Origin of the sequence: Methylophaga sp. UBA3603, assembly GCF_002375335.1 — a bacterium.
In the GTDB taxonomy this organism is placed as follows: domain Bacteria; phylum Pseudomonadota; class Gammaproteobacteria; order Nitrosococcales; family Methylophagaceae; genus Methylophaga.
The window spans coordinates 314753-335831 of record NZ_DFMC01000008.1; the positions used below are offsets into that span (position 1 = coordinate 314753).

The following is a 21079-nucleotide window of genomic DNA, read 5'->3' on the forward strand; positions in this document are numbered from 1 at the left end:
TTTTTACAAAGACAGCCCGTGCTCAAACTTTTGGGCACGGGTTATTTTTTATTTGGCATTAAAACAGGACCGCTATGAGCACTAAATTTTCTGAGCAACTCAATCCAGTTCAAAATGCATTGGTTCCAATCGTAGTTGAACAAACTTCACGTGGTGAACGTTCTTACGATATCTATTCCCGTCTGCTAAAAGAACGTATTATCTTTTTAGTGGGTCAGGTTGAAGACCATATGGCGAACTTGATTGTCGCCCAGATGTTGTTTCTTGAATCTGAAAATCCGGACAAAGATATTCATCTTTATATCAATTCGCCGGGTGGTGCTGTGACCGCCGGTCTGGCAATCTATGACACAATGCAATTTATCAAACCCCAAGTCAGCACTTTGTGTATTGGTCAGGCCGCCAGCATGGGCGCATTATTGCTCACTGCGGGTGCTAAGGGAAAACGTTTTGCCTTGCCAAACTCACGCATTATGGTGCATCAACCTTTAGGCGGATTTCAGGGGCAGGCATCGGATATCGATATTCATGCAAAAGAAATTTTAAGCATTCGTGATCGATTAAATGGAATTATGGCCCATCACACTGGTCAGGATATTAAGAAAATTGAACGTGATACTGACCGTGATAATTTCATGAATGGTGAACAAGCAGCAGAATATGGTTTAATTGATTCTGTTATGAAAAGCCGACCTGAAGAAAAGTCTTGAGCAATCACAAACGTTAGGAAAGTAGTGCGATGAGCGATGACAAAAAAAACGACGACAAATTACTTTACTGTTCATTCTGCGGTAAAAGCCAACATGAAGTTAAAAAACTGATCGCTGGACCTTCAGTATTTGTCTGCGATGAATGCGTTGAACTTTGCAATGATATTATTCGTGAAGAGCTACAAGAAAAAACCGATGAGGCCGCTGATTCGAGATTGCCATCACCCCATGAGATTGATTCAGCGCTAAACAATTACGTTATCGGTCAGGCAAAAGCTAAACGAGTGTTATCGGTAGCGGTATACAACCATTACAAACGACTTCGTCACGGCAACAAAAACGATGATGTTGAGTTATCCAAAAGTAATATCCTGCTAATTGGACCTACAGGTAGTGGTAAAACGCTTCTTGCTGAAACCCTGGCAAGACAGCTTAATGTTCCATTCACTATGGCTGATGCCACTACATTAACCGAGGCCGGTTATGTGGGTGAAGACGTTGAGAACATCATTCAAAAGCTGCTGCAGAAATGTGAATACGATGTCGAAAAGGCTGAAACAGGTATTGTCTACATCGACGAAATCGACAAGATTTCTAAAAAGTCTGATAACCCTTCCATTACACGTGATGTGTCAGGTGAGGGTGTCCAGCAGGCTTTATTGAAGTTGATTGAAGGCACCATCGCTTCTGTACCACCTCAAGGTGGCAGAAAACATCCACAACAGGAGTTTTTGCAGGTTGACACCAGCAAGATCCTGTTTATCTGTGGCGGTGCATTTGCCGGATTGGATAAAGTTATCCGTAACCGTACCCATAAAGGTGGCATTGGCTTTTCTGCTGATGTTAAGAGTGTCGATTCCAACTCACCAACAAGTGAAGCATTACGTGGCGTTGAGCCAGAAGATTTAATCCAATATGGTTTGATTCCTGAATTTGTAGGTCGTTTGCCGGTAGTTGCAACGCTTGAAGAGCTTGATGAGGCTGCTTTGGTGCAGATTTTAACTGAGCCGAAAAATGCGCTGACCAAGCAATATGAAAAACTGTTTGAACTGGAAAACTGTGAGCTGGAATTCAGAGCGGATGCGCTAAGAGCCATTGCCCGCAAAGCAATGGAGCGTAAAACAGGTGCTCGCGGTTTGCGTTCCATTATTGAAAACGTCCTGTTGGACACCATGTTTGACCTGCCGTCTTTGGATAATGTGACCAAAGTGGTTGTTGATGAGAGTGTTATCAACGGTGAAAACACGCCTATTTTGATTTACGAAGATCATCCTGCTGATCTCGCTTCAGGTGATAAATAATTTCCCACCTGTTGGATCTTTAAATTTTTGGCTGATATCGACGCGTCCGGTTTCTCCGGACGCTTGATTTCTTGATGCCTGTCCCCATATTGTTTTCACGAACACAATTACTGTGTCAGTTGACTCCCTTAAGAGGTCCGCATTGATGGAAAAAGAATTTGAAACTACATTAACTGATGGCAATGCACTGCAAAAAGTGCCTGTGCTGCCTCTTCGTGATGTTGTTGTATATCCTCACATGGTTATTCCTTTGTTTGTTGGACGTGAAAAATCCATCAAAGCACTTGAACATGCTACCGATGAAAACAAGCAAATCCTGCTGGTCGCTCAAAAAGATTCCGGTGAAGATTCACCTGCGCCCGAAAATCTTTATGAAACCGGAACGCTTGCCAATATTCTGCAATTGTTAAAATTACCTGATGGTACCGTGAAGGTATTGGTTGAGGGAACGCAACGTGCCAAAGTTGCTTTGTATGATAATAGCAACGCATTTTGCGAGGCAGAAGTTGCCAGTTTTATCGATGAACATCCTGATCAGCGTGAGGCTGACGTTTTAATGCGCACGTTGCTCAGTCAATTTGAGCAGTACGTCAAACTCAACAAAAAAATTCCACCTGAAGTTATTGCTTCTTTATCGAGCATTGAAGACCTCGCGCGCATGGCGGATACCGTTGCTGCGCATATGACGTTAAAACTTGAAGATAAGCAGCTGTTATTGGAAATGGCGGATGTAAAAGACCGCATTGAAAAATTAATGGCTTTTCTGGAATCGGAAATCGATATTCAGCAGATTGAAAAACGCATTCGTAATCGCGTCAAAAAACAGATGGAAAAAAGTCAGCGCGAATATTATCTGAACGAGCAGCTTAAAGCCGTGCAGAAAGAGCTTGGCGAGTTGGATGACACTGGTAATGAAGTCGAAGAATTAGCGGAAAAAATTGCCAATGCGGGCATGAGCCCTGAAGCACGTGACAAAGCTGAATCTGAGCTGAAAAAATTAAAAATGATGTCGCCGATGTCTGCTGAAGCCACAGTGGTTCGCAACTATATCGAATATCTACTCGAAGTGCCGTGGAAAAAACGTTCACGTGTCACTCTGGATCTGGATCACGCTCAGAAAGTGCTGGATGAAGATCATTATGGTCTGGAAAAAGTTAAAGAACGCATTATTGAATATCTCGCTGTCCAGAAACGGGTAAAAAAACTGAAAGGCCCGATTCTTTGTTTGGTTGGACCGCCTGGTGTTGGTAAAACATCGATTGCTCAATCAATTGCGCGTGCGACTAATCGTAAATTTAGCCGAATGGCGCTGGGTGGGGTACGTGATGAAGCTGAAATCCGTGGTCATCGTCGTACATACATTGGTTCAATGCCGGGTAAAGTGATTCAGAATATCTCCAAAACCGGTGTGCGGAACCCATTGTTTTTGCTAGATGAAATAGACAAGATGGCTCAGGATTTCCGAGGCGACCCCGCTTCGGCATTGCTGGAAGTCCTTGATCCTGAACAGAATTCAACATTTGCCGATCATTACCTGGAAGTTGAATATGATTTGTCTGATGTGATGTTTGTTTGTACTGCAAATACACTTAATATTCCGGATGCATTGCGTGACCGGATGGAAATCATTCGACTGGCGGGTTACACCGAAGATGAAAAACTGAATATTGCCTTACAGTACCTGCTTCCAAAAGCTATTAAAGACAATGGTTTAAAGGCCGGAGAAATTGAGATTACCGAAGCTGCAGTGATGGAAATCATTCGCCGTTATACACGCGAAGCGGGTGTTCGTAATCTGCAACGCGAAATCTCGAAAATCTGTCGCAAACTGGTTAAACAGATTCTTCGTGAATCACCTAAAGAGACAGTGGTTGTAACAGCGGATAACCTGGAAGATTATCTTGGTGTTTACCACTATCAATATGGTGTTGCCGAGGAAGATGATCGCATCGGTCAGGTCACTGGTCTGGCCTGGACTGAAGTCGGTGGCGAATTACTGACTATTGAATCTGCGGTGATGCCAGGTAAAGGTAAAGCGAGTTATACCGGTAAACTGGGTGATGTGATGCAGGAATCTATTCAGGCAGCAACCACTGTTGTTCGTTCAAGAGCAGTAGAGTGGGGTATTGCTGAGGATTATCTTCAAAGTCACGATTTGCATATCCATGTTCCTGAAGGTGCTACACCAAAAGATGGTCCTAGCGCGGGTATCGGTATGTGTACGGCGCTGGTATCTGCGATTACCGGAATTCCGGTTAAATCCAATGTGGCGATGACTGGTGAAATCACGTTGCGTGGTGAGGTCCTGGCAATCGGTGGTTTGAAAGAAAAATTGCTTGCTGCACATCGCGGTGGAATTGATACGGTTTTAATTCCCAAAGATAACGTCAAAGACTTACGGGAAATTCCAGATAATGTAAAATCCGGTTTGGAAATTATTCCGGTACGCTGGATTAATGAAGTTCTGGAAAAAGCCTTGCAACATATGCCAACAAAAGTGTTACCGACTCCGGATACTGCAACTGTTCTGCCGCCAGAACAGGCCAGTTTTCACGAAGTTAATACACAAAACCGGCACTAATCTGATAAAAGCGAGTAGCGGAGATTTATGATGACCCAAAAACAACAACAGCGTTTAATCGGGACGCTATTGCTTGTCTTTTTCATCGCCGTGCTCGCTTATATCGTTTTATCCAAAGTTAGTCAGACAGAATCCGGCAGACAGGAAGTCGAAGAAGAACCCATTCAGTTTTCATCGGTGATTGAGCCTTTACAGGAAAAGGTAGATGATGACTCAGAGTTGGAAACAGCTATGTCTTCCTCCGAAGCTTTTGTCGATATTGATCCTAAAGTTAAAGACAATACTGCTCCGCAGCTACCTGACGCTTTTGTGTCAGAACCTGTCACACCTGAAACTGTAGCACCAGCTCCTGTAACACCTGAACCTGAAACTGTAGCACCAGCTCCGGTACCTGAGGCTCCCAAACCTGCTCCCGCGCCAAAAGCTCCCGAACCTGAACCGGTAGTAGAAGCTCCAGCTCCCAAGATAAGTCAACCCGAGCCTAAAACAGAATCGACTCCTGCTCCGGCAGAAGCAAATTCGCGCTGGATTCTTCAGTTAGGCAGTTTTTCAATGGAAGCGAATGCAATCAGTCGGAAAAAGCAGTTGGAAGAGCTGGGTTATAAACCTACGATTGAGCAAACCCGTTCAGGTGGAAACGTTATTTATCGAGTGAGATTGCAACCGAGTGCAGATCGATCTGCTCTGGAAAAAACTGCTGAGTCAATACGTAACCAATTGAATATAAATACCCAGGTTTTCCCATATCAGTAATGCATCACAAACAACTCAATTAACTAGTTATTTAAAGTAAATATATTGGGTTCGTTTGTGCAATTCTGATAAAATTCTCCTTTTAACACGCTCGCTCGACGCGGAGTCATAATGAACTGGGTAGATTATTTAATAATCGGCATTATTTTGATTTCGTCGGGCATCAGTATCGTTCGCGGTTTTATAAAAGAAGTACTTTCGTTAATTAGCTGGATAGTGGCGATTTGGGTTGCATTCATGTTTTTTGCAAACTTCGCCAGTTTGTTAACGCCCTATATTGATACAGCTACACTACGTCTATTTATTGCATTCTTTGTCTTATTTGTTGTCACATTAATACTCGGGGCACTGGTTAATCATTTGATTTCACAATTGGTTGAAAAAACAGGTCTCAGCGGCACTGACCGTGCTCTGGGAGTGATTTTTGGTATTCTTAGAGGTGCAGCAATTGTCACTATATTAGTGTTGGCTGCCGGAGTAACACCCATGCCATCTGACAGTTGGTGGCAAAATTCTTTATTGTTACAACACTTTGAAGATCTGGCGATTTGGGTCAAACAGTTTTTACCAGCTGATGTCGCCGAACACGTTAACTTCAACTAATCCTGACAGGGTCTTAATATATGTGTGGAATTATCGGAATCGTAGGTCATTCAGAAGTCAACCAGGCACTTTATGACGGACTGACCGTTCAACAACATCGTGGTCAGGATGCCGCGGGAATCATGACGTGTGACCAGAACGGACGGTTTTATCTTCGCAAAGATAATGGACTGGTAAAAGATGTTTTTCATACCCGTCATATGATTCGTCTGAAAGGTTCAATGGGCATTGGCCATATACGCTATCCTACCGCGGGGTGTTCCAACTCAGCTGAATCCCAGCCATTTTATGTCAACTCGCCTTTCGGTATTGCACTGGCCCACAATGGTAACCTGACCAACACACAGCTGTTATCAGATCAATTGTTTAAAAGTGATCGTCGTCACCTTAATACCGGTTCAGATTCCGAAGTGTTATTAAATGTACTTGCTCACGAATTGCAGACTTCCGGAAAGCTCAAACCACAACCCGAAGATATTTTCAAAGCGGTTTCAGAAGTACATAAACGTTGTAAAGGTGCATATGCTGCAGTAGCGATGATTGCTGGCGTGGGTATGTTGGCTTTCCGTGATCCCTATGGTATCCGTCCTGCCGTTATTGGCAAGCGCGACTCAGAGCAGGGTACCGAGTATGTTGTGGCTTCTGAAAGTGTCGTGATGGACACGCTGGATTTCGAATTTATGCGTGATGTCCAGCCGGGAGAATGTATCTTTATTGACATGGAAGGCAGTTTCCACAGCCAGCAATGTGCAGAGAACCCTGTTAAATCACCCTGTATCTTTGAATACGTTTATTTTGCCCGTCCTGATTCAATGATGGACGGTATCTCTGTTCACAAAAGCCGTATGCGAATGGGCACTAAACTGGCAGAGAAAATCAAGCGCGAATTTCCTGATCATGACATTGATGTGGTCATTCCAATTCCCGATACCAGTCGCAGCGCTGCATTACAACTTTCATATGATTTAGGTGTGGTTTACCGCGAAGGCTTTATTAAAAACAGATATATCGGCCGGACGTTCATTATGCCCGGACAACAGCAACGTAAAAAATCAGTGAGACAAAAGCTCAATGCTATTGACCTGGAGTTTCGTGATAAAAATGTGTTGCTGGTCGATGATTCAATCGTCCGTGGTACAACTTCCCAGCAAATCGTGCAAATGGCTCGAGATGCTGGCGCGAAAAAAGTCTATCTTGCTTCCGCCGCACCACCAGTTCGTTTCCCTAATGTGTATGGTATTGATATGCCTTCACCCTCTGAATTTGTTGCGCATAATCGCAATGTTAAGCAAATTGCAGAAGAGCTGGGTGTAGACTGGTTGATTTATCAGGATTTAAACGATCTGGTTGAAGCCATTAACAAGAAAAGTGATGTTAAACGCTTTGATACGTCCTGTTTCGATGGTGATTACATTACCGGCGATATTGATGAAACCTATTTGTATTACATTGATGCGCTGCGTAATGACATGTCCAAACAGACTGAAGAAGAAGGTAACGTTACTATTGAGCTACATAATGACGTTTAAATTGCACAGTCATCGTACTAATTTCAAACGTTTGATTCCTGCTGAAATCAGCAGGAATCAACAGCTTTTTGCTGTTTGATACCAATTCTTATATAATCCCGTCGATTATGCATCAGCAATTGCCAAAAGAGATTGATCCGTTTCGTTTTGCTCACAGCGGTTTACAGATAGCGGGGGAAATCCCGGTCAGTAAAATGTCGCGGTTGAGCGAAATGTTGCACGACAATTCAGGAACAGTGTCGGTCGATATGCAGTTTGATATTGATACAACCGGCACGCCCTATATGCGTGGACAGTTTGCTGTAACGGTTAATCTGTTATGTGAACGTTGTATGGAGCCGATGGCTCATTCAATGAACATTACAACGATATTGGCACTGGTTCGGCACGAAGGGAAAATTGAAGGTCTTGCCGAACAATACGAGCCATGGATCTTGAATGATGCAAAACAAGTTGATCCGGCACAGATTGTGGAAGATGAGTTAATACTTGCCTTACCAATAGTGCCAAAACATGATTATCCATGTTTGCCAGAAGAATTATGGCAAGCAGGAGATGAAGAAATTGAGCCTGAAAAACCAGTCTCACCGTTTGCCGTTTTATCTTCGTTGAAATCGAAGAAATAATTTATTTGTCGTTTTGGGTTTAGGAGTTTAAGCCATGGCTGTTCAAAAGAGTAAAAAGAGTCCTTCACGTCGCGGTATGCGTCGTTCACATGATGCATTAACCGAGTCAACATTAGCAGTTGATTCGACTTCAGGTGAATTACACCGTCGTCATCATGTTACTGCTGACGGTTACTATCGTGGCCGTAAAGTCATTGCTGATAAGAGTGAATAAGGCTTAACAGAAATTGACTTTAACAATTTCGATTGATGCTATGGGCGGGGATCACGGACCTCAAGTCGTGATCCCCGCTGCTATATCAACACTGCAAAGGCATTCTGATGTAGAGCTGATTTTAGTTGGCGATGAAGCCATTATTTCAGCAGAAATAGCTAAACATCAGTTCAGTGATAAACACCGGATGAAAATTCAGCATGCCTCCCAAACAGTTGGTATGGATGAACCTCCTTCTTCGGCTCTTCGCGGCAAAAAAGATTCTTCCATGCGGGTAGCTATTAACCTGGTGAAAGAGGGGCAAGCGGCTGCTTGTGTCAGTGCCGGTAATACCGGTGCCTTGATGGCCACTGCGCGGTTTGTGCTGAAGACGCTGCCGGGAATTGAGCGTCCTGCAATCATTACTGCCTTACCCACTATGCGTGGTCATACTTATGTTCTCGATCTGGGGGCTAACGTAGACTCAACTGCAGAACATCTGGTGCAGTTCGCATTAATGGGGTCTGTGTTAGCCGAGTTGATTGATGGTAAGCCTAATCCCACTGTTGGCCTGCTAAATGTTGGTGCAGAGGAAATCAAAGGTAATGAGAGGGTTAAAGAAGCTGCTCGTTTATTAGCCAAGACTGATCTCAACTACTACGGCTATGTCGAGGGCGATGGTCTTTATCATGGCGAGGTCGACGTATTGGTCTGTGATGGCTTTGTGGGGAATGTTGCGCTGAAAGCCAGTGAAGGTGTGGCGCATATGATCCGACATTATTTGCGTCAGGCGTTTCATCGTAACTGGTTAACTAAAATTGCCGGATTAATCGCTTCTCCTGTGTTGAAAAGCTTTAGCAAAGAGCTTGATCCTCGTGCATTTAATGGCGCAAACCTGATTGGTTTACAAGGTATTGTGATTAAAAGTCATGGTGGCGCAGATACATTTGCTTTCAGCAATGCAATTAATATCGCCATTCTTGAAGCCCGAAAAGACGTTCCAAAGAATATTACTAAACATCTTGAAACTCTTTTAGAGGAACAGATGTTGTGATTTATTCCAGAATTGCCGGAACGGGCAGCTATTTGCCGGAAAAATTTCTGACCAATATTGAACTCGAGTCAATGGTTGAAACCAGTGATGAATGGATTACCGATCGTACTGGAATTAAAAAACGACATATTGCCGGTGATGACGAAACGACAACAGATTTAGCTTATTTTGCCGCCAAAAATGCTATTTCTGCAGCGGGTATAAAGCCGCGTGATATAGACATGATAATTGTTGCCACAACGACGCCAACTCGGATTTTTCCAAGTACAGCCGCACTGGTCCAGCAAAAACTGGGAATTCATGGTTGCCCAGCATTTGATATTCAGGCGGTTTGTACTGGTTTTGTCTACGCACTGACCGTTGCGGATAAATTTATTAAGTCTGGCAGTGCAAAAAATGTTCTGGTCATTGGTGCGGAAACCTTATCTCGGATTGTTGACTGGACTGACCGCAATACCTGTGTTTTATTCGGTGATGGCGCCGGGGCAGTCGTGTTACAGGCATCTGCCGAACCCGGTATCATGTCGACTCATATTCATTGCGACGGTAGTTTCAATGAACTGTTACATGTCCCAACAGGACCTGGAAGTACTATTACCGAAGATCCTGCCTATATTGAAATGCAGGGTAATGACGTTTTCAAAATTGCTGTAAAAACCCTGAGTAAAATTGTTGACGAAACACTGGCGGCTAACCAGCTAAAGAAACATGATATTGACTGGCTCATCCCACATCAGGCGAATATTCGTATTATCGCTGCGACAGCCAAAAAGTTGAGCATGTCGATGGAAAGTGTTGTTGTCACGGTTCAGGACCATGGTAATACCTCTGCGGCATCTATTCCACTGGCACTGGATGTTGCCGTGCGTGATGGTCGTATCAAGCGTGGAGAAACATTATTGTTTGAAGCGTTTGGTGGTGGTTTTACCTGGGGCTCAGCGCTCATCAAATTCTAATCTGAGGTATTTTTACCAATGCATTCAGCTTTTGTCTTTCCCGGCCAGGGTTCACAATCTGTTTCCATGTTAGCCGAGTTATCTGAATCCTTTCCGCAAGTGCAGCAGACATTTGCAGAAGCCAGTGACGCCCTTGGCTATGATTTATGGGCACTTGTGCAAAATGGACCTGAAGCCGAACTCAATCAGACCGATAAAACTCAACCTGCCATGCTGGCAGCAGGCATTGCTGTCTGGCGTTGCTGGGAATCAGTAAGTGATGATAAACCAGCGTATCTGGCCGGCCATAGCCTGGGCGAATATACTGCATTGGTTGTCGCTGGCGCTTTGGATTTTAAAACAGCCATCAAACTGGTGGAAAAACGTGGCCAGTTCATGCAACAGGCCGTTCCTGCGGGTGAAGGGGCTATGGCCGCCATCCTTGGTCTTGATGATGACACTGTAAAAGCTGTCTGTGAGCAGGCGAGTGATGCCGGAATCGTTGAAGCAGTGAATTTTAATTCACCTGGACAAGTAGTTATTGCCGGCAGTAAATCAGCAGTTGATAAAGCCGTAATGATGGCTTCGGAAAAAGGCGCCAAACGCGCCTTGTTATTGCCGGTGAGCGTTCCTTCGCATTGTGCGTTGATGCGACCAGCCGCTGAGAAATTATCAGCTGAGCTTGAGTCTGTCTCTATTCAAACGCCGAACATCCCAGTGATTCATAATACCAGTGTCACCTCTACATCTGATCCAGACCAGATTCGCCAATTACTGGCACAACAGTTATACAATCCTGTGCGTTGGGTAGAAACTGTTGAGTGGTTTGCTGCCCAGGGCGTTGAGATTCTGGTTGAATGTGGACCGGGTAAAGTTCTGGCTGGTTTAACCAAACGTATTGATAAATCCTTACAGGCCTTACCGGTATTTGATTCGGCTACATTGCAAAAAACTCAAGAAGTATTAGGAGAACCATCATGAGCCTACAAGGTAAAGTTGCTTTGGTGACTGGTGCAACTCGCGGTATCGGCCGTGCTATTGCATTAAGTCTCGGTGAACAGGGTGCCACCGTGATTGGTACTGCCACCTCAGAAAAGGGGGCTGCTACCATCAGTGAATACCTGCAGGCAGCCGGTATTAAGGGAAAAGGTCTGGTGTTGAACGTGACGCAGGAAAATGCCATTGATGAGACTGTTACGGCGATTGAAGCCGAATTCGCCGCGCCGGATATTCTGGTCAACAATGCTGGTATCACCCGTGACAATTTACTGATGCGGATGAAGGATGAAGAATGGGACGATATTATCAACACTAATCTCACACCAATCTTCAAATTAAGCAAACGTTGCATACGTGCTATGACCAAAGCCCGTTGGGGTCGCATTATCAATATCACATCAGTTGTTGGTGTAATGGGTAATGCCGGTCAGACCAACTATGCTGCTGCTAAAGCCGGTGTAATTGGTTTCAGCAAGTCATTAGCCCGTGAAGTCGGTGCTCGGGGGATTACGGTAAACAGTGTTGCTCCCGGTTTTATAGACACTGATATGACCAGTGGGCTGCCTGAAGCACATAAAACCGCATTACTGGAACAAGTTCCGGTTAAACGCCTCGGAGAAGCAGAAGAAATTGCCGCTGCTGTCAGCTTTTTGGCCAGTCCTTTAGCAGGATATATTACTGGCGAAACGCTGCACGTAAATGGCGGCATGTATATGAATTAAGGGCCTGAATCTATTTAGACTCAGGTTTTTTATTGTGGAGATATTTTTAGGACAAGGCTTCCAGCTTGTCTCCGCAGTGCTCGCACTATAAAATGCGAGCACGTTGTTTGTACTTAACCACCAAAGGAAACAGATGTTATGAGTGATATTGAAGCTCGTGTTAAAGAAATTGTTGTTGAACAATTAGGTGTAAATGCCGATGAAGTAACTGCAGATGCTTCATTTATTGATGATCTGGGTGCTGACTCGCTGGACACTGTAGAGCTGGTTATGGCACTGGAAGAAGCATTTGAATGTGAAATTCCTGACGAAGAAGCTGAAAAGATCACCACTGTTAAAGAAGCTGTCGCTTATATTAATTCTGTTCAGTCTTAATATTACAGATTGCTTCAGATGTAGCCGTCTAGCGTGCAGGTCATGCTAGACGGCTATGTCGTATCTATAGAGAAGATTTGCATGAGGAAAACTGATGTCTAAAAGACGCGTTGTGGTTACCGGGCTGGGCGCGGTAACACCGGTCGGTTTATCGGTAGCAGAAAGCTGGGAGAATATCCTGGCTGGCAAAAGTGGTGTGGCTCCGATTACATCATTTGATGTAACTGATTTCCCAGTTCGTTTTGGTGCTAGCGTCAAAGACTTTGATGTTGAGACAGTTATTTCTCGTAAAGACGCTAAAAAAATGGATACTTTTATCCATTACGGAATTGCGGCAGCGGTTGAAGCTATTAAAGATGCCGGATTGGAAGTGACCGATGCCAATGCTGAACGTATTGGTGTGGCTATTGGCTCCGGAATTGGTGGCTTACCAGGTATTGAAGCTGGCTATGACAGCTTTTTAAATGGCGGGCCACGTAAAATTTCACCATTTTTTGTGCCCAGTAACATCATTAATATGATATCCGGTAATTTATCGATTATGTATGGTATGAAAGGGCCAAATACTGCCATTGTCACGGCATGTTCTACCGGAACACACTGTATTTCGGCTGCCGGTCGCATGATTCAATATGGCGATGCCGATGTGATGATCGCCGGCGGTGCTGAGATGGCGACATCCAAAACCGGTTTAGGTGGTTTTGCTGCGGCACGTGCTCTGTCGACCCGTAATGATGATCCACTTGCTGCAAGCCGTCCGTGGGATAAAGATCGTGATGGCTTTGTATTGGGAGATGGTGCTGGTGTCATTGTCCTGGAAGAATATGAACACGCCAAAAAACGTGGCGCTACCATTTATGCCGAATTAATTGGCTCTGGAATGAGTAGTGATGCTTATCATATGACCATGCCATCACAAGGTGGCGAGGGTGCAGCCCGTTGTATGGTCAATGCAATGAATGATGCTGGCATTAATCCAGAAGATATTCATTATATTAATGCTCACGGTACTTCTACCCCTGCAGGTGACGTTGCAGAAACGCAGGCGATTAAAACCGCTCTTGGCAATGCCTCAGAGCAGGTCGCAGTCAGTTCAACCAAATCAATGATTGGTCACTTGTTAGGTGCTGCAGGTGGTGTTGAAGCGGTATTCAGTATTCTGGCCATTCGTGATCAGGTTGCACCACCCACCATCAATCTGGATAACCCGGATGAAGCATGTGATCTTGATTATGTTCCACATACTGCTCGACAAATGCCTATCGATATTTCCATGTCGAATTCATTTGGCTTTGGTGGCACCAACGGTACTGTTATTTTCAAAAAACTCGATTAGTCGGTGACGGATGATTCTGATTAACGGCCAACCCGAAAACAGAATCGAAGTTACAGATCGAGGTTTGCAATATGGCGATGGTTTGTTTGAAACCATCGCCTATCGTAATGGGCAACTCGAATATTTCGCCCAGCATCTCTCCAGATTGCTTGAAGGCTGTCATCGGCTGAAAATTGCCTTTCCTGTTGAACAACAGCAATCTCTCGCGGGAGAAGTCCATACTGTTTGTCGTCAATTGAATAATGATGCAGTTATTAAAATCATGGTTACTCGTGGTTCCGGTGGACGAGGGTATCGTTATCAAACTGATATGCAAACCAGCCGAATTATCAGCACGCATGCTATGCCAAAATATCCCGAATCCCACCAGTCCGGCATTACTGTGCGCCTCTGTCAACAGCGTTTGGCGATCAACCCCGCATTGGCTGGAATCAAACATCTTAATCGTCTGGAACAGGTGCTTGCACGAAATGAATGGCAGGACGACAGTATCGTAGAGGGTTTAATGCTTGATTATCAGAATCAATTGATAGAGGGAACAATGTCGAATGTGTTTCTGGTACATAACAACCAATTATCGACGGCCGAGCTTTCAGACTCAGGAATCGCTGGTATTATGCGTCAACAGCTGATTAAAATTGCTGACAGATTGTCGATACCCCTGCATATCACATCGCTGACCATTGATGATCTCAAGTCAGCGGACGAAGTGTTTGTGTGCAACAGTTTGATTGGCATATGGCCAGTGACTCGTATTACTGATCTTGATATGCATTACAGTCATGGTCCAATTACTCAAACGTTGCAGCACACTTTAAATTCACTGAACAGAAACGAATGAAAATACCTTTATATATCAAACTGCTTTTTTTAGTCGTAGTAGCTGCGATTATCGCGTTAGTTGCCTGGAGCGAATATCAGCGATTCCTGCATCAGCCGGTTAATTTAATAGAAGATGAAACGATTTTTACTATTTATCCAGGTGATAACATCAGTAAAGTCAGCCAGCGTCTATACGATAGTGGTTTGAGCCCGGTCCCCAGTGTTTATCTGGATATTTATGCTCGAATGCAAGGCAATGCGCAGCAGATAAAGGCCGGTGAATATCGGGTTGAATCTGACGCCACTTTACCGGATTTATTAAATCTCTTTATCAGTGGCAAAGTTGTCCAATACTCCATAACCATCGTGGAAGGCATGACAGCCAAGCAGCTATTTGAAAAAGTGCTGGGGCACCCAAAAATTAAAAAGACATTGCCCGAATTGAACAATGAAACAGTTCGTGAAGCGTTATCTATAGAAAATGAACGGGTTGAAGGTTTATTTTTACCTGAGACATACCATTTTCCTGCCAATACAACTGATGTCCAGTTTTTAAGGCGTGCCTACCAGAATATGCAGGTTCAGCTGGAGAATGCCTGGCAGCTGATGACAGAAGAGCTACCTTATGACTCTGCATATGAAGTACTGATCATGGCGTCCATTATCGAAAAAGAGAGTGCCGTACCCGAAGAGCGCCCTGAAATTGCCGGTGTCTTCGTTCGCCGTCTGGATAAAGGCATGCGTTTGCAGACTGATCCGACTGTTATTTATGGCATGGGTGACAGTTACGATGGCAATATCCGTAAAAAAGATCTGCAAACGGATACGCCTTACAATACCTATACCCGATTTGGTTTGCCTCCAACACCAATCTGTTTGCCCAGTAAAGAATCCATTGAGGCTGCAATAAATCCAGCTGAAGGCAGCAGCCTGTATTTTGTTGCCGGTGCGGAAAACGGTGGTCATGTTTTCTCGGACAATCTGGAGGACCATAATCGAGCTGTTAGAAAATATTGGAAAAACAAGCAGATAACACAATGAATGGAAAATTTATCAGTATCGAAGGCATTGAAGGTGCCGGTAAATCGACCCAACTGCAGTTTATTGCTGATTATATTCGCTCACACGGTAAACAGGTTGTAGTGACCCGCGAGCCAGGTGGCACCCCTTTGGGCGAAGAAATCCGTGAGGTGTTACTCAAGCCAACTGATCAGGCGATGGCTGAAGATACTGAGTTGTTGTTGATGTTTGCTGCTCGTGCTGAGCACATCCAACAGGTTATTTTGCCAGCATTAAAACGTGGTGACTGGGTTGTTTCTGATCGTTTTGTTGATGCTACGTTTGCCTATCAAGGTGGCGGGCGAGGAATTAATGAACAACGCATAAAACAGCTTGCTGAATGGACCTTGCAAGGCTGTAATACGGATGTCACATTTTTATTTGATTTGCCCGTGGCTTTAGGTCAAACCCGGGTAGAACAACGAAAACAGCAAAAAGATCGGTTTGAGCAGGAAAAACAGGAGTTTTTTGAACGCGTCAGGAATTGTTATCTTGCCCGTGCTGAGGCAGAACCGAAGCGGATCAAGCGAATTGATGCCAGCCAGAATATTGAAGCGATTCAGCAACAACTCAAACATCAGCTGTTACCACTACTGGAATCAACACGTTGATGACAGCGCTTTTCCCATGGCAACAGACGGTCTGGCAACATATTGTTGACAGAGTAGAGCAACAGCGTATGCCGCATGCTGTCTTGTTGACAGGTGTCTCCGGACTGGGGAAAAAGCAGTTAGCCAGCAAAATGGCTGAGAGTTTATTGTGTCTTGCTGCTGACAAACAGTTTAACGCCTGTGGTGTGTGTCACAGCTGTCAGATAATGCAGGCAGGGAATCATCCGGATCATCTGACTATTCGTTCGGAGGAGGCCGGTAAATCGATCAAAATCGACCAGATTCGTGCACTAAAAGAAAAACAATCACTTACCCCAAGCGTTGCAAATTGGAAAACAGTGGTAATTGAGTCAGCAGATTTAATGACCAACAGTGCTGCAAACAGTTTATTGAAACTGCTTGAAGAACCACAGAACAATACTATTTTAATCTTAACCACCAATGCAGTACATCGACTGCCAGTGACTATTCGCAGTCGTTGCCAGCAGATGCATCTGTCAACTCCCGATTATTCGATGACATTAAAATGGCTGGATTCTCAGGGCGTTGTTACTGATGCTGATCAGTTACGAAAAATTTCCTCATTAACGCTGGATGCGCCTTTTGCTATCGTCAATGCGCTCGAGACCAATGAGTGGCAGTCATATCAACAGATTCAGCAGGATTTTGATCAATTGATACAACAGCAGGCAAATCCCGTGCAACTTGCCAGCCAATGGCAACAACTGGATCTGGTTAAAGTGATGCATCAATTGTTATCGACTGTTAAAGCCCGACTTCAGCAGCAGTATTTGGAGTATGCTGATGCCAGTCTAACGCAGCATTACTGGCATATCGCTGATTGCATAGTGAGTACAATAAAGCTAATATCATCTTCAAATAACTACAACAAGACGTTGTTAATTGAAGACTTTATGGTTTCAGTGATGCGTATTACCCAAACCAAAGCAGCAAATCATTAATCTCGTCACCGGCAAATAATTAAAGAGTTTTTATATGAGCATGAATCCACGTAAAGGCATCCTCTCACTGAAAATAAGTGATCAGAACATGCTGTATCACTCTTTCATGCCTTTTCTGAAGAATGGTGGCTTATTTATCCCCACCAATAAACCCTATCAAATGGGCGAAGAAGTCTTTATTTTGCTGACCTTACTGGATGAGCCGGAAAAAATACCTGTTGCCGGCACTATTGCCTGGATTACCCCTAGAGGCGCGCAGGGCAATCAGGCTGCGGGCATAGGCGTGCACTTTAGTGAAGGTGACGGCGGTGCCAATGTGGTCCGCGGCAAAATCGAAAACCATCTGGTCGATAAATTGAAATCAGATAAAGCCACCTATACGATGTAAAAAAATGGCGGTGCTTATGCCGTCAGCAACCGGGTTATTTATGTATATTGATTCACACTGCCATCTGAATTTACTGGCTGATCAACCTGGCGGTATTGCCGCAATGGTTGCTGAGGCCAGGGAAAACCAAATTGAACATATCCTTTGTATTGCCATTGATAACGACAGTATTGCTGAAGTTCGTCAACTTGCTGAGCAGTATCCTCAGCTCACAGCCAGTGTAGGAATTCACCCCAATGTGGATCAAGCTGGCACACTCAGTACGGAACAATTGATTGAACTGGCTAACCATCCAAAAGTAATAGCTATTGGCGAAACTGGTTTGGATTATTTTCGTAGCGAAGGTGATTTGGGCTGGCAACGGGATCGTTTCAGTTACCATATTGAAGCCGCCCGACAGACTAAAAAACCATTGATCATTCATACCCGTGAAGCACGTGAAGATACCATGACAATGCTGGAAAATGAGAATGCCAAAGATGCAGGCGGCATTATTCATTGTTTTACCGAAAACTGGGAAACGGCAAAACGTGCTTTGGATATTGGTTTTTATATCTCGTTATCCGGTATCGTGACATTTAAAAGTGCCCGTGAGTTACAGGAGGTTGCTCAAAAACTGCCTCTGGATCGTATTCTGATTGAAACCGATGCTCCTTATCTGGCACCGGTTCCTCATCGTGGTAAAACCAATCAGCCAGCATATGTTAAACATGTCGCCGCTTTCCTGGCTGAATTAAGGGGTGAGTCAATAGAAGAGATTGCTGCAGTGACCACCGAAAATTTTTACCGTTTGTTTCCCTCTGCCAGACTGGCTGCTTGATGAATAGAAATTTCGTCGCTGCGTTTAAATATTTTTTAATTGTTTGTATTGGAATTTCTACACTTTCAGGTTGTGATCAGCCTTCTGCCAAACTAAAACCGCTTAGCCAGGATGGCGTGATCCTGGCTTTTGGTGACAGTCTGACCTTTGGAACCGGTGCTGCGCCAGAACAGAGTTATCCCGCCTTGCTTGCTGAAATGACTAACCGCAAAGTGATCAATGCAGGTGTACCCGGTGAAGTCAGCAGTGATGGTAAAAAGCGTTTAGCAAAACTTCTTGAAGAAACCAAACCTGATCTGGTTGTGTTGTGCCATGGTGGTAATGATCTATTGCGTAAGCAGAGTCGAACGCAACTACAAGCAAACCTTCAAACGATGGTGGATGAGATAATCGCTTCAGGTTCGCAGGTAATATTAATTGCCGTACCTGCGTTGGGTCTCAATTTAGCACCATTACCACTTTATCTTGATATTGCTGAATCAAAAGGTATACCCGTCGAGCCGACTATTCTCAGTGAGGTGTTAATTGATTCATCATTAAAGGCTGATCATGTGCACCCGAATGCGCTTGGCTATCAACAATTCGCGCAATCAATACATCGTTTACTCATTGATTCTGGTGCAATTAGTCGCTAGGGTCTGTTGATCTTTCAAAGCCACAACAGAGGCGGCTATGAATGTTCAACAGACACTGATTCAATTGGCTGCTTTATTTAATGTGATTTTTTAAAGTTTTACCATGGGAAGACGATACAGGAATTATTAGGAAATAATCCCGTCAGCCCCTGGAGCCAGCATGTTGAAGTCATTATCCGTCAAAGCAAAAATGTTGCTTTTAAGTAGCCTTATGGTTGTCGGGATTATCATCCTGGCAGTAATACTTAGCCTTGGCATGCATTCACTTGTACAAATTGGACAGTCAGCCGCATTGAGTCTTCAGGCTGAAACCACAATGCGAAACTTACGAATAAATGAAAAAGACTTCCTGGAACGACGGGATCTGAAATATCAAACTGTTTTTAATGACAATATCAGCTTATTAACACAGCAACTCTCTCAGTTGAATGCTGAACTGCAATCTGAAAATATTCAGATTAAACAGATTCCACAACTGCTTACCTTAATCGAACAATATCATACGGCATTTAACGAGATAGTCGCTTTACGGCAGACTATCGGACTCAGTCATAAAGATGGACTTTACGGCAATCTCCGTAGCTCAGTTCAGGAAGCTGAAAAGATGCTTGGCAATTTTCAAAATGATGCTTTATTGAAAGATATGCTGATGTTACGCCGTAATGAAAAAGATTTTATGTTGCGTAGAGATGTGAGCTACTTCGAAACCTTTAATAATAACCTCAGCGTTTTTTATCAAAATTTGCAGCAAAGCTATTTAAGTGACTTTGAGCAACGGCAGATATCAGATTTGATGATGAAGTACAGCGATGACTTTACTCAGCTGGTCAATGCTGAACAACAATTTGGTTTTAACGAAGATTTAGGTCGGATGGGTGAAATGCGATCGATTGTCTATCAAATACAGGACTTACTTCATACCACATCGGAACAAATAACTGATGAAGTTCTGGCACACGAAAGATCCATTTTTATTACGGCTATTATTTCAATTGTGTTGATTTTAGCCATCTTGGTTCTATTATCCAGATTCATCAGTCGTAGTGTAGTGAATCCCATCAATTTGCTGGCTGAAGTGATGAAACGGGCACAACAAAATAAAGATCTCACAGAGCGCGCAGATATAGAGGGTAAAGATGAAATAGTGCAGATGGCACATGTTTTTAATCAGATGATGGGCGTTTTCAGTAACCTGATTCAAGAAGTCTTTGATTCGTCCAGACAGCTCAACGTGGCTGCTGAAGAGTTAACCGTCATTACCGGGCAAACAAGTCGTGGTGTAATGAGCCAGCAAAGCGATAGTGAACAGGTTGCCACAGCAATGAATGAAATGGCGGCCACAGTCCAGGAAGTGGCACGTTATGCTTCGCAGGCTGCTGATGCTTCGCGTACAGCAGATAACGAAACCAAAGCCGGAAAACAAGTGGTGATGGATGCAATTGACGGAATCAAGCAACTGGCGAAACAGGTGGAAATGGGGGCAGTATCGATCAAGGATTTACAAAAAGAAAGCGAAAATATTGGTAGTGTACTTACTGTCATTCAAGGGATTGCCGAACAAACCAATTTATTGGCTTTAAATGCCGCGATTGAAGCCGCCAGAGCTGGTGAGTCAGGTAGAGGTTTTGCTGTGGTGGCCGATGAAGTCAGAACACTCGCTAAACGTAGCCACGACTCAACAGAAGAAATTAAAAAAATAATCGAACGACTGCAAAAAGAAGCCGAAAAATCGGTTCAGGTAATGGATGAAGAGCTTGAGCAGGCTAGCCGTAGTGTTGAAAAAGCAGAGAAAGCGGGCCAATCTTTGGATGTTATAGCCGAATCAGTTGCCTCGATTCGTGATATGAATACCCATATTGCCAGTGCGGCAGAGGAACAGTCAGCCGTTGCTGAAGAGATAAACCGAAATATTGTCAGTATCGCTCAAGTGGCTGAGGAAAATGCTGAAAGTACCAATCAAACCACGTTAACCAGTCAGGAATTGGCCAGACTGGCGAATGGACTGGAAACACAAATCAGTCAGTTCAAAATTTAATATTTCACTAGCCGGTCAGGCCAACTCTGG

General features: G+C 44.1%; 22 protein-coding genes. All 22 read left to right on the top strand.

All coding sequences use genetic code 11. The features are described 5' to 3' along the window. The first annotated feature begins 74 nt into the window (after positions 1 to 74). The 22 genes from clpP to B4F66_RS07040 all read left to right on the top strand — a co-directional run bounded on the left by clpP (position 75) and on the right by B4F66_RS07040 (position 21049). On the top strand, positions 75 to 710 hold the full coding sequence (gene clpP, locus B4F66_RS06935; protein WP_292357202.1) for an ATP-dependent Clp endopeptidase proteolytic subunit ClpP: 636 nt from the start codon (positions 75 to 77) through the stop codon (positions 708 to 710). Between the two features lie 29 nt (positions 711 to 739). Then, a complete protein-coding gene (gene clpX, locus B4F66_RS06940) occupies positions 740 to 2011 on the top strand; it encodes an ATP-dependent Clp protease ATP-binding subunit ClpX (protein WP_292357200.1) in 1272 nt (423 codons plus the stop codon). A gap of 145 nt (positions 2012 to 2156) precedes the next feature. Next, positions 2157 to 4592, top strand: a complete 2436-nt coding sequence (gene lon / locus B4F66_RS06945; protein WP_292357199.1) for an endopeptidase La — start codon at positions 2157 to 2159, stop codon at positions 4590 to 4592. A gap of 27 nt (positions 4593 to 4619) precedes the next feature. Beyond that, positions 4620 to 5345, top strand: a complete 726-nt coding sequence (locus B4F66_RS06950) for an SPOR domain-containing protein (RefSeq protein ID WP_292399016.1) — start codon at positions 4620 to 4622, stop codon at positions 5343 to 5345. Between the two features lie 111 nt (positions 5346 to 5456). Beyond that, complete coding sequence (locus B4F66_RS06955) at positions 5457 to 5948, top strand: CvpA family protein (protein ID WP_292357195.1); 492 nt, start codon at positions 5457 to 5459, stop codon at positions 5946 to 5948. A 20-nt stretch (positions 5949 to 5968) separates the two neighbouring features. Further along, positions 5969 to 7477, top strand: coding sequence for an amidophosphoribosyltransferase (gene purF / locus B4F66_RS06960; RefSeq protein ID WP_292357193.1), 1509 nt, complete (start codon positions 5969 to 5971; stop codon positions 7475 to 7477). 68 nt (positions 7478 to 7545) lie between these two features. Next, entirely contained in the window at positions 7546 to 8103 is a 558-nt protein-coding gene (locus tag B4F66_RS06965) for a YceD family protein (RefSeq protein WP_292399013.1), read from the top strand. A 34-nt stretch (positions 8104 to 8137) separates the two neighbouring features. Next, a complete protein-coding gene (gene rpmF, locus B4F66_RS06970) occupies positions 8138 to 8317 on the top strand; it encodes a 50S ribosomal protein L32 (RefSeq protein ID WP_014707203.1) in 180 nt (59 codons plus the stop codon). 13 nt (positions 8318 to 8330) lie between these two features. Continuing rightward, positions 8331 to 9350 (top strand): phosphate acyltransferase PlsX, encoded by a 1020-nt coding sequence (gene plsX / locus B4F66_RS06975; protein WP_292357189.1) that lies wholly within the window; start codon positions 8331 to 8333, stop codon positions 9348 to 9350. Beyond that, entirely contained in the window at positions 9347 to 10306 is a 960-nt protein-coding gene (locus B4F66_RS06980; protein ID WP_292357186.1) for a beta-ketoacyl-ACP synthase III, read from the top strand. The genes plsX and B4F66_RS06980 overlap by 4 nt, the downstream gene beginning before the upstream one ends. Positions 10307 to 10324: 18 nt before the next feature. Then, positions 10325 to 11266 (top strand): ACP S-malonyltransferase, encoded by a 942-nt coding sequence (gene fabD / locus B4F66_RS06985; RefSeq protein ID WP_292357185.1) that lies wholly within the window; start codon positions 10325 to 10327, stop codon positions 11264 to 11266. After that, the gene (fabG, locus tag B4F66_RS06990; RefSeq protein WP_292357183.1) at positions 11263 to 12006 is read left to right on the top strand and encodes a 3-oxoacyl-ACP reductase FabG; all 744 of its coding nucleotides are present in this window, start codon (positions 11263 to 11265) and stop codon (positions 12004 to 12006) included. The genes fabD and fabG overlap by 4 nt, the downstream gene beginning before the upstream one ends. 138 nt (positions 12007 to 12144) lie before the next feature. Then, positions 12145 to 12381, top strand: a complete 237-nt coding sequence (gene acpP, locus B4F66_RS06995; RefSeq protein WP_014707198.1) for an acyl carrier protein — start codon at positions 12145 to 12147, stop codon at positions 12379 to 12381. A 94-nt stretch (positions 12382 to 12475) separates the two neighbouring features. Beyond that, a complete protein-coding gene (fabF, locus tag B4F66_RS07000; RefSeq protein ID WP_292357180.1) occupies positions 12476 to 13717 on the top strand; it encodes a beta-ketoacyl-ACP synthase II in 1242 nt (413 codons plus the stop codon). Between the two features lie 10 nt (positions 13718 to 13727). Beyond that, positions 13728 to 14558, top strand: coding sequence for an aminodeoxychorismate lyase (gene pabC / locus B4F66_RS07005; RefSeq protein ID WP_292357179.1), 831 nt, complete (start codon positions 13728 to 13730; stop codon positions 14556 to 14558). Beyond that, complete coding sequence (gene mltG, locus B4F66_RS07010; protein WP_292357177.1) at positions 14555 to 15580, top strand: endolytic transglycosylase MltG; 1026 nt, start codon at positions 14555 to 14557, stop codon at positions 15578 to 15580. Before pabC ends, mltG begins: the two co-directional genes overlap by 4 nt. Beyond that, entirely contained in the window at positions 15577 to 16209 is a 633-nt protein-coding gene (gene tmk, locus B4F66_RS07015) for a dTMP kinase (protein ID WP_292357175.1), read from the top strand. The genes mltG and tmk overlap by 4 nt, the downstream gene beginning before the upstream one ends. After that, positions 16209 to 17171 carry a DNA polymerase III subunit delta' gene (holB, locus tag B4F66_RS07020; protein ID WP_292357173.1) on the top strand — a complete coding sequence of 321 codons (963 nt, stop codon included), beginning with the start codon at positions 16209 to 16211 and terminating at the stop codon, positions 17169 to 17171. Before tmk ends, holB begins: the two co-directional genes overlap by 1 nt. A gap of 34 nt (positions 17172 to 17205) precedes the next feature. Next, positions 17206 to 17559, top strand: coding sequence for a PilZ domain-containing protein (locus tag B4F66_RS07025; RefSeq protein WP_292357171.1), 354 nt, complete (start codon positions 17206 to 17208; stop codon positions 17557 to 17559). A 40-nt stretch (positions 17560 to 17599) separates the two neighbouring features. Then, positions 17600 to 18379: a TatD family hydrolase gene (locus B4F66_RS07030; protein WP_292357715.1), complete on the top strand. Its 780-nt coding sequence runs from the start codon at positions 17600 to 17602 to the stop codon at positions 18377 to 18379. Beyond that, a complete protein-coding gene (locus B4F66_RS07035) occupies positions 18379 to 19014 on the top strand; it encodes an arylesterase (protein WP_292357169.1) in 636 nt (211 codons plus the stop codon). The genes B4F66_RS07030 and B4F66_RS07035 overlap by 1 nt, the downstream gene beginning before the upstream one ends. A 160-nt stretch (positions 19015 to 19174) precedes the next feature. After that, positions 19175 to 21049, top strand: a complete 1875-nt coding sequence (locus tag B4F66_RS07040) for a methyl-accepting chemotaxis protein (RefSeq protein ID WP_292357167.1) — start codon at positions 19175 to 19177, stop codon at positions 21047 to 21049. Positions 21050 to 21079 lie beyond the last annotated feature (30 nt).